Source organism: Exiguobacterium sp. PvP048 (assembly GCF_040549175.1).
Classification (GTDB): Bacteria; Bacillota; Bacilli; order Exiguobacteriales; family Exiguobacteriaceae; genus Exiguobacterium_A; species Exiguobacterium_A artemiae.
This window is the reverse complement of sequence record NZ_JBEPSU010000010.1, coordinates 56,962-65,493: the sequence shown is the minus strand read 5'-3', so window position 1 is coordinate 65,493 and position 8,532 is coordinate 56,962. Positions and strand designations below refer to the sequence as shown.

The following is an 8,532-nucleotide window of genomic DNA, read 5'->3' as shown; positions in this document are numbered from 1 at the left end:
GCGATCACAACACAGATGCCTGAGAAGTTCGACAACACGAAAGCGGACACAAAAGCCGCTGACCTCCGGTCAACACTCAACAGCCTCGCAGCTGAACACGTGGCACTTGCCAACATCAGCATGACAGCGGGCGTCGATCAAGCGAAAGACTACGATGCAGCGAACTGGGCAGAAGACATGCACACAGCTGACTTCAAAGCCGCTATGAAATCGGTTTACGGTCAAGCAGGTGCGGATCAGTTCGAGCAAGTTTGGACGAAAAACCACATCGAAGCGCAAGCAAACCTCGTCACAGCAGCCATCAACGACGACAAGAAATTGATGGGTGATGCGCAAGACATGCTCAAAATGTTCTCGAATGACTTCGGTGCGTTCCTTGGCGCAGCAACAGAAGAGAACCTTCCGACAAAAGCAGCACAAGAAGCGGTCTCTGGTCATGAGACATACGTCCAAGATACGTTCATGCAGTATGTCGAAGGCGACTACAAAGGATCGGTTGACACATTCCGTGAGTCGTATGCTTACATGTACGGCGTCGGTGAAAACCTCGGTGAAGCGATCGTCAAACAATCACCTGAGAAATTCATGGATGGTACACCAGGTTCAATGCCGAACACAGGTAACGGCGGCATGAGCGACAACAATACAGCAGGTACAACAGGTGCGATCGCGCTCTTCGGTCTTGCACTCGGTGCAGCCGGAATCGTCCTCGCACGCAAACGTCAAAACGCATAAGATTTCGGGTATACTAAAAAGGATAGCGCCTCGGCACTATCCTTTTTCTGTGTAAGAGGCTTTGTCTCGGAAAGGAGTGACGTGTCTTGAAAAAATGGTTATTACCGGTCAGCATCCTGTTGATGCTCGTTTCAATCGGTACGTTAATTTTTCTACTGATCGGAAACACGAAGGAACCGGAAACGAATATTACGCAAGGCGATACAAAAACTGAATCTGCGGCATCTTCCGAGACAAAGGAAGATCCACTCAAACCATCTGAAATCTTTAAAAAAGAATTCAAGAGTCTGTCGACGAACCAGGTCGAATTGCCGAAAACGTTGACAATTGATTCGCTCAAGGTCAAAACGAATATTGAACAAGTCGGTCTCGATAAAAAAGGTGCCATGGGAACGCCGAAAAATGAACAACAAGTCGGGTGGTATAAGTTCGGACCCCGTCCGGGTGATGTCGGAAACGCCGTCATCGACGGTCATACGGACACCAAAACCGGTCCGGCCGTCTTTTACCAGCTGCACGAACTCAAAAAAGGCGATACCATCAAAATCAAGGATGAATCGGGACGTAATCTTGTCTTCCGTGTCAAAAAACTGGTCGAATATGGTCACCTCGATGCACCGCTAGAAAAAATCTTTGGTGCTTCTGATCAGCGAAACCTGAACTTGATCACGTGTATCGGGACGTATGATGAAAATGAAGGCACATACGACAACCGTCTCGTCGTCTTCACGGAACTGGATCAAAAGGCATCTGACCCGGTCAAAACGCCGCCAAAACCGGCGACAAATGTCCGTGTCTCAGGTGGATTCGTGAACTGGTATGCCTCGACTGATGATGAGGTCGTCACGTATAACATCTATCAGGAACAAGACGGAAAACGGAAAAAACTTGGTTCGACGGAATCAATCGAACGGAAAGCCTTCCCGTTACCGCAAGATACAACCGGACGTTTCATCATCACGGCTGTCAACAAAGCCGGAATTGAATCCGAAGAAGCGTTCAGTGCCGTTCAAAAATAATCCGACTGACCGACTCCAATACATAGGAGCCGGTCAGTTTTTTTGTTGATTCAACGAAATACGCAGTTGTTTTTCACCTGATTTTGTTTGGTACAGTAAATCAAGATGTCCTGCCGTCAGTTCTTTCTGCTCTGTTTTGACGAATAAAACGCCTGTCCGTTCTTCTCCTGCCCGGTACGTGCCGACAAGCGGATGTTTCTCATGTAAAACGGCAGTTCTTTTACCATTCGTTTCATACTCTCCGAGTTTGTTCGATATTTCAATCGGATCGTCCGATTGATTTTGAATCGTGACGGTCAAAGCCAGTAACCGATTTGTTCCGGTTCCGACCTGAACCAGTTTTTCTTTTGAGACCAGCACCCGCAACAATGGTGTCGTCCGGACTGTCTCCCGCCGTTGCATCGCTAACGTCTCGACTTCCAGTCCACCGAGTGTATACCGGGTCCCGACCCGGTTTTCCCGATCAAATTGTTTCAATTGACCTTCATCCCATTTTTGCATGATGGGAATCGGATTCGCCTTGACCGGTTCAGAGTCTGCTCCCCACCCGACGACGGGAATAATCCACTTGACGATGACAAAAATGATGCATACCGGTATCAGGACATACAATAGGATTGTTTTTTTCACTCCGATTCCTTCTCTCCCACTCTGACGTCATTACTCTTGCTTTCATTATGTCGTTTTCGATTCAATAATTATACATTTTTTCACAATTATAATAACGAAAAACCCCCGAGCAACTGCTCGAGGGCGGACTTCCTTAATACGTAATATGTTGTTTACTCCAGGCAATCGATTCCTTGAACTGACGAACGAGTTCTTCCGCCGGTCCCGTCAAGGAATACGCGAGTCCGTGGACTTTTTCCGACATCTGCTGTAAGACGAGTCCGTCTTCAATCAGTTCCTGCAACTGCTCAAGGATCTGACCATGTGACTGATCGAGACGCTGTTCAATCTCCCCGATCGTCAACGCTCCATCCCGCAGGATATAGATGACACTCGACTTGAGACTATTTTCGAAATTGTGCTGAAACTTTTGGAGGGCCAATAAATCAGCCTGTTCTTCCACGTGACGTTGATCCATCTGACACATACCCCTTTCGTGACACAATCGACTACGTTCTCAGTATGACGGAATTGCCGGCAAAATTCAAAAGTCAGTCTTTTGTCGTCACGATCGTATTAAACGTCTTCTCGTCCTCTGCGATGACCATCTTCTTTTGCGACCGCAGGTGATACAGACGACGGATGTTCAGGATGACGACCTTCATGACGGCGTAGAACGGAACACCGAGCAGGACACCAAAGAATCCGGCGATGTTTCCGGCGACGAGCAGGACGATGATGATCGTCAACGGGTGGACATCCAGCGTCTTCCCTTGAACGAGTGGCGACATGATGTGCGAATCAATCTGTTGTGCGACCGTCATGACGATGACGGCGTAGACGGCAAGAATCGGATCCTGGATGAATCCTACGATCAGTGCCGGAACAACCCCGATGACCGGTCCAAGGAACGGAATGATGTTCGTCAACGTCGCAAACAAAGCGAGTAACAGCGCGTAATCGATACCGATGATCAAGTAACCGATATAAGCGATGATGCCGACCCCGATACTGACGATGACCTGGCCGCGGATATAGCTCATGATCGTCAAGTGGACGTCATGCAGAATCTTTTTTGTTTCTTTATGGTACTCAAACGGCATCATCTTAACGAGATTGCCTTTCAGCTTATCCCCGTCAAGCAACATGTAGATCAACATAATCGGAATGATGACGATTGTCACGACCGTCGTCGTGATGACACTGACGAACCCGCCGACACCGGTTCCGATGTTTTTCAGGAAGGTCGAGGCATACTCCGAAACGTTTCCGGAAAACTTATTAAACAGATCATCCTGTCCGCTGAGGAACCGGGAGAAGAAAGCACTGTTTTCAAGTTGATCCCGGACATCAATCAGCTGACGCTGGAACTGGGAAGCGAGTGTCGGAATCGAATTGACGAATTCTGTAATCTGATCCGACAGCATCGGACCGAAGATGAACCCGAGCGCCGTCAAAATACTGACGAGTCCGAGCAAAACGAGAATGACGGCCGGGCGCCGTTTCATCTTCTTCTCGAGCAGCTCGACAATCGGTAGCAGGACATAATACAGAATACCGGCAATTGCGAGCGGCGGAACGACCATCTGCAGTAAAATCGCAATCGGCCGGAACAAGAACGTCACATGATTACCAATCCAGACGATAATCAGCAGCGTCATGATCCACCAGGCACCGCGGTACCATTTGTTTTCGAACATCTTTTGCATCTTGTCACTTCCTTATGATTAAAATGAGGACTTGTCCTTCATTAGATTCCCTTTATCCCGACGCTTCTAATCCTTATTTTCAAAAAATAGTTGAAGAAGCATTCATTCAAAAGTGTTTGTGAAGTTGCTTCCCATTCGTTCCGGTGATAAATCTAATAATTAAAATATCTTTTTTGCATCTTTGCGTGTTAAAGTTTAATGGATACCTATTTGATTAAGTAATATAAAAATATTGGATTAATTTTTTGAACCTACAAAACAGAATACGGAGGATAAACAAGTGAAATGGATTAATCAAAAAATTGGTCGCCAATTGATGTTTGCCTTTTATATGGTTTTCATCGCGCTCAGTCTGACGTCAGCGATCGTCTATACTTATACGGAACGAAAGATCGACCAGACGAATGCCACGTTCGATGATTTACGGGAACGCCGAACGAATGCCAATACATTAGCCAACGAATGGACACTTGTGCAGAGCAATGTGAAATCGTATGTGCTGTTCGGTACACCAGAAATACTCGATACGATCAAAGCGAATCAGCGGGAAATCAATCGTTTGACGACCTGGTTCGAAAAAAATGCCATTTACGAACAAGGAAAGGAATATGCGGTCGCCACCCGGACACTTTATGATGATTACTTCGGGACCGCCCTTCCATTGTTGACAGAATACGTCGCCGGTAAGACAGACGGATCGATCGACGAAACATTCCTTGATCCGAAAACCCTTGCTTCCTTGTCGAACGGTGAAAATTTATTTAATGAAAACGGCACGTTAAAAGGCTCAAACAGTCAATTGACGACAGATACGGATGCAGCCGGCATCGATACGTTACTCACGGACTACTTGACGTTGATTCAAAACAAAGAGACGGAAGCGAAAACGAACCTGCTCGGTGAGATGCGGGTCGCTCAGTTCATCTGGCTGTCGAATCTCGTCGTCCTGATCATCATCCTGTTACTGCTCGTGCGACCGTTCATCAGCCGGGTGACGAAGCAGGTCAACACGTTATCCCGTGACAGTGCCCTGCTCGCAAGCGGAGAGGACATCAACACGATTCCATTACCAAAACGTCAGGATGAGCTGTATATCTTAACGACATCCTTTAACCGGATGGCGACGTCGATCGCCGACAATAAAGTCCATATGCTGGCGAAAAACGAAGAGTTACAAGCGCAACAGGAAGAGCTTGTCGCCCAGCAGGAAGAGTTGCAGGCACAACAGGAAGAGCTCGAAGAAGCACTCGAAATCACGTTACGCAGCGAACAGCATCTGAAATACCGCAATGAACTGACGGAGACCCTCGCGTCACGCGAGACGTTGACGGCGTATCCGGAAATCATCGAAAAACTTGTCGCCATCACCCACTCAGAAATCGGTGCCCTGCTGTTCCTCGATCAGCATGACGTCCGCTCGACGATTGAGTACGGGATGACGGAAGAGATGGTCGGTCAGCTCGTCAAGGACGATCAATCGTTGTTCCACCGGGCCCGCGTCTTAAAACGACCGGTCCATTCGTCAAAACAAGTTGCTCATGACAGTCCGTTGCCGTATCCGTACTATATGTATGAGGTTGCCGTGCCGATCCTTGATCCGAACGAAGAACAGATCATCGCCTGCGTCTACCTCGTCCGGTACCGGGATGCGTTCACACCGGAACAGATGGGTGACATCCTGTCGTTCTCGCACCAGTTGTCCCTTTCACTGATGCGGATGGGAATTTATGAGAAGATGATGCACGAGAAAAATAAGACCGGCCAACTCCTGAACTCGATCCGGGAAGCCGTCGTCTACATCGAACACGAATCCGACGAACTGCTTGTCAACGAACCGTTGATGAAACTGTTCCCGGAAGTCCAGACGGAATACCAGGACGACAGTAATCTGTCCTCGTTCCGCCAGGCGATGTCGGCACTCTCCGCCATCATCGATGAACCGGAACCGTTTGAACAGTATATCGAACAAATCGTCGAACAGAATCTGCCGAAAGACAGTCTTCTCGTCTCGATCCGTTCACACAGTGCCTACATCCAGATTTATGCGGAAAAAATCCAGATCAATCAGGTCTGGGTCGGCACGATGCTTGTCTTACGCGACGTCACGAAAGAGACGGAAGCGGACCGGATGAAAGAAGAGTTCGTCTCGACGGTCTCGCATGAACTGCGGACACCGTTATCCTCGATTTACGGTTTTACGGAACTGATGCTGAACCGGGAAATCGATCCGCCGAAACAACGCAAGTACTTGACGACGATCCACTCGGAAACGGGACGCCTGACGACACTCGTCAACGATTTCCTCGATGTCCAGCGGATGGAATCCAGTGAACAACGTTATCAGATGGCAACGTTTGATGTCGTTCAGCTGGCGGCAGAATTGATCGACTTCCATGACGCTTCCCATACGACACACGAATTGTCGTTTGAAGCTGTCGGACCGATCATGATTGATGCTGATGCGGAAAAAATCAAACAGTTGCTGAACAACCTGCTCAGCAATGCAATCAAATATTCACCGGACGGCGGCAACGTCGCGATTCGTATCGAAAACCACGACGGCTTTGCGGAAATCACGATTCGTGACCAGGGAATCGGGATTCCCCAAGAAGCGATGTCGAAGTTGTTCGATAAGTTTTACCGGGTCGACAATTCGGAGACGCGGAAAATCGGCGGAACCGGACTTGGCCTGTCGATTTGTAAGGAAATCGTCAAGCACCATAACGGGACGATTGATGTCGAGTCGACGATCGGCGCCGGATCGACGTTTACGATCCGCTTCCCGATTGCGGTCATCTCGACCATCCTCACGTATGAAGAATAAACTGACGTGCCTTTGTCATTCGACAAGGGCACGTTTTTCTGTCAGGTTACGGACTACGGCAGGACGGGTATTAGGAGAAGAGCTGAAAAACGAAGGGAGTTTTAGACATGGCATTAGGTTGGATTGGATTAGGTCATATGGGAGTGCCGATGGCGTTACGTCTAAGACGAGCCGGGCATCCGGTCAACGTGTATAACCGGACGGTCGAGAAGACGGAGTCTCTCGTCAAAGAAGGGGCTGTCGCGCTCGAATCGCCCCGCGCCGTCGTCGAACAATCGGACATCATCTTTCTGATGCTCGCGGATGGTCCCGCCATCACGGCGGTCTTCGAACAGGAAAACGGGCTGCTGGCAAGTAAGCTGTCAGGGAAAACCCTCGTCAACTTGAGTACGATTTCACCGGAACAATCGGTGTCCTTTGCGGAACGAATCGAACAGGCCGGCGCAACGTATCTCGAAGCACCTGTCTCCGGATCCGTCGGGGTCGCGGAAGCCGGTCAACTCGTCCTGCTGCTCGGCGGAGACGAACAGGCGATTGCCGCCTGTCGTCCCTACTTCGAAATTCTCGGTAAGGAAAGCATTCATTTCGGTGCCCACGGAACAGGGAGTTCGGCCAAACTTGCCATCAACCTCCTGCTCGCACTTGTCGGGGAAGGTGTTGCCGAGACGCTGTTGCTCGGCGAACGGGCCGGACTCGACAAAGAGAAGCTGATTCAGCTGATCGGAGCATCCGGAATGAACACGCCGCTCTTCCAAGGGAAACAGACGATGTACCGGGACGAACAGTTCCCGCCTGCGTTTCCGCTCCGCTTGATGGCAAAGGATCTCGGTTTGATCACGGAAGAAGCGAAACGATTGACGCTCGACCTGCCACTGGCAGCGACAGCACAGACGCAGTATCAGCATGCCTTGGAAAGTGGCCACGGCGACGAAGACATGGCCGCTGTGTATCTATCATTAAAGCAGCGGTAACCCTGGAGCAATCAAAATCAGGCGAGACTATTCCCGGTTCTTACAACGGAAGTAGTCTCGCCTATTCCTGGTGGGGTAAGCCATCACTTTTATACGTTAAATCGACTGACGAAGCAATGTTTGACTCGTCTCACGCATCTAAGAAAGCATGGAATCATCATCAACACATTCATCAAACGATTAACAGACAATAGCGCGTCATGGATGAAAATGGAGCTTTCGTCATATATATATGCGTATACGACTCATCGAAGGTCGATGAAAGATGCGAACGAATGTCTCGGCAGGAATGACTTCGGCGCCGGGGCGTAAATAATTCTTCTCTTCTTGAATCGAAATCCAATAATAACTGTAATGGTTGTTCCGTAAAGATGGTCACTTGACAGTCGATTTCAAGCCGCTGGTAATAATCGAAGACACACTGACGAACGAATAAGGCTCTCTCATGAGTAATCATATGTGCCGCCCTTCCATTCACTTATCCAACTCGAATAGTGAATATTCAAAAAAACTAGTACATGACATATTCCTATTTAATAACTATTACCCTGTTTGATCTTCTAATATCGAAGATCAAACAACTCGTCCCTTCTTTTGACTCCTGCAGCATACGTCAAAAAGAGCGGACAGCATCCGATTTTCATCGCTTCTGTCCGCTCTTTCTA

General features: G+C 48.8%; 6 protein-coding genes and 1 pseudogene. 4 read left to right on the top strand and 3 right to left on the bottom strand.

Annotated features, from left to right (window positions below):
- Both ABIC15_RS14030 and ABIC15_RS14025 read left to right on the top strand, forming a co-directional pair.
- Nucleotides 1-735 (top strand): annotated as a pseudogene (locus ABIC15_RS14030) (copper amine oxidase); the annotation flags it as partial.
- An 86-nt stretch (nucleotides 736-821) separates the two neighbouring features.
- Nucleotides 822-1,754: a class F sortase gene (locus ABIC15_RS14025; protein ID WP_214765357.1), complete on the top strand. Its 933-nt coding sequence runs from the start codon at nucleotides 822-824 to the stop codon at nucleotides 1,752-1,754.
- A 33-nt stretch (nucleotides 1,755-1,787) separates the two neighbouring features.
- Here the strand turns inward: ABIC15_RS14025 and ABIC15_RS14020 are convergent, their stop codons facing one another.
- From ABIC15_RS14020 to ABIC15_RS14010, 3 genes are all read right to left on the bottom strand, one after another.
- On the bottom strand, nucleotides 1,788-2,384 hold the full coding sequence (locus ABIC15_RS14020; RefSeq protein WP_354020972.1) for a hypothetical protein: 597 nt from the start codon (nucleotides 2,382-2,384) through the stop codon (nucleotides 1,788-1,790).
- Nucleotides 2,385-2,517: 133 nt separating this feature from the next.
- The gene (locus ABIC15_RS14015) at nucleotides 2,518-2,841 is read right to left on the bottom strand and encodes a winged helix-turn-helix transcriptional regulator (RefSeq protein ID WP_214765361.1); all 324 of its coding nucleotides are present in this window, start codon (nucleotides 2,839-2,841) and stop codon (nucleotides 2,518-2,520) included.
- 73 nt (nucleotides 2,842-2,914) lie between these two features.
- A complete protein-coding gene (locus tag ABIC15_RS14010; RefSeq protein WP_012371528.1) occupies nucleotides 2,915-4,072 on the bottom strand; it encodes an AI-2E family transporter in 1,158 nt (385 codons plus the stop codon).
- 280 nt (nucleotides 4,073-4,352) lie between these two features.
- On the opposite strand from ABIC15_RS14010, the gene ABIC15_RS14005 reads away from it, so the two are divergent.
- Together ABIC15_RS14005 and ABIC15_RS14000 are read left to right on the top strand one after the other, a co-directional pair.
- On the top strand, nucleotides 4,353-6,896 hold the full coding sequence (locus tag ABIC15_RS14005) for a HAMP domain-containing sensor histidine kinase (RefSeq protein ID WP_354020971.1): 2,544 nt from the start codon (nucleotides 4,353-4,355) through the stop codon (nucleotides 6,894-6,896).
- Nucleotides 6,897-7,003: 107 nt separating this feature from the next.
- Entirely contained in the window at nucleotides 7,004-7,867 is an 864-nt protein-coding gene (locus ABIC15_RS14000) for an NAD(P)-dependent oxidoreductase (protein ID WP_012371530.1), read from the top strand.
- Nucleotides 7,868-8,532 lie beyond the last annotated feature (665 nt).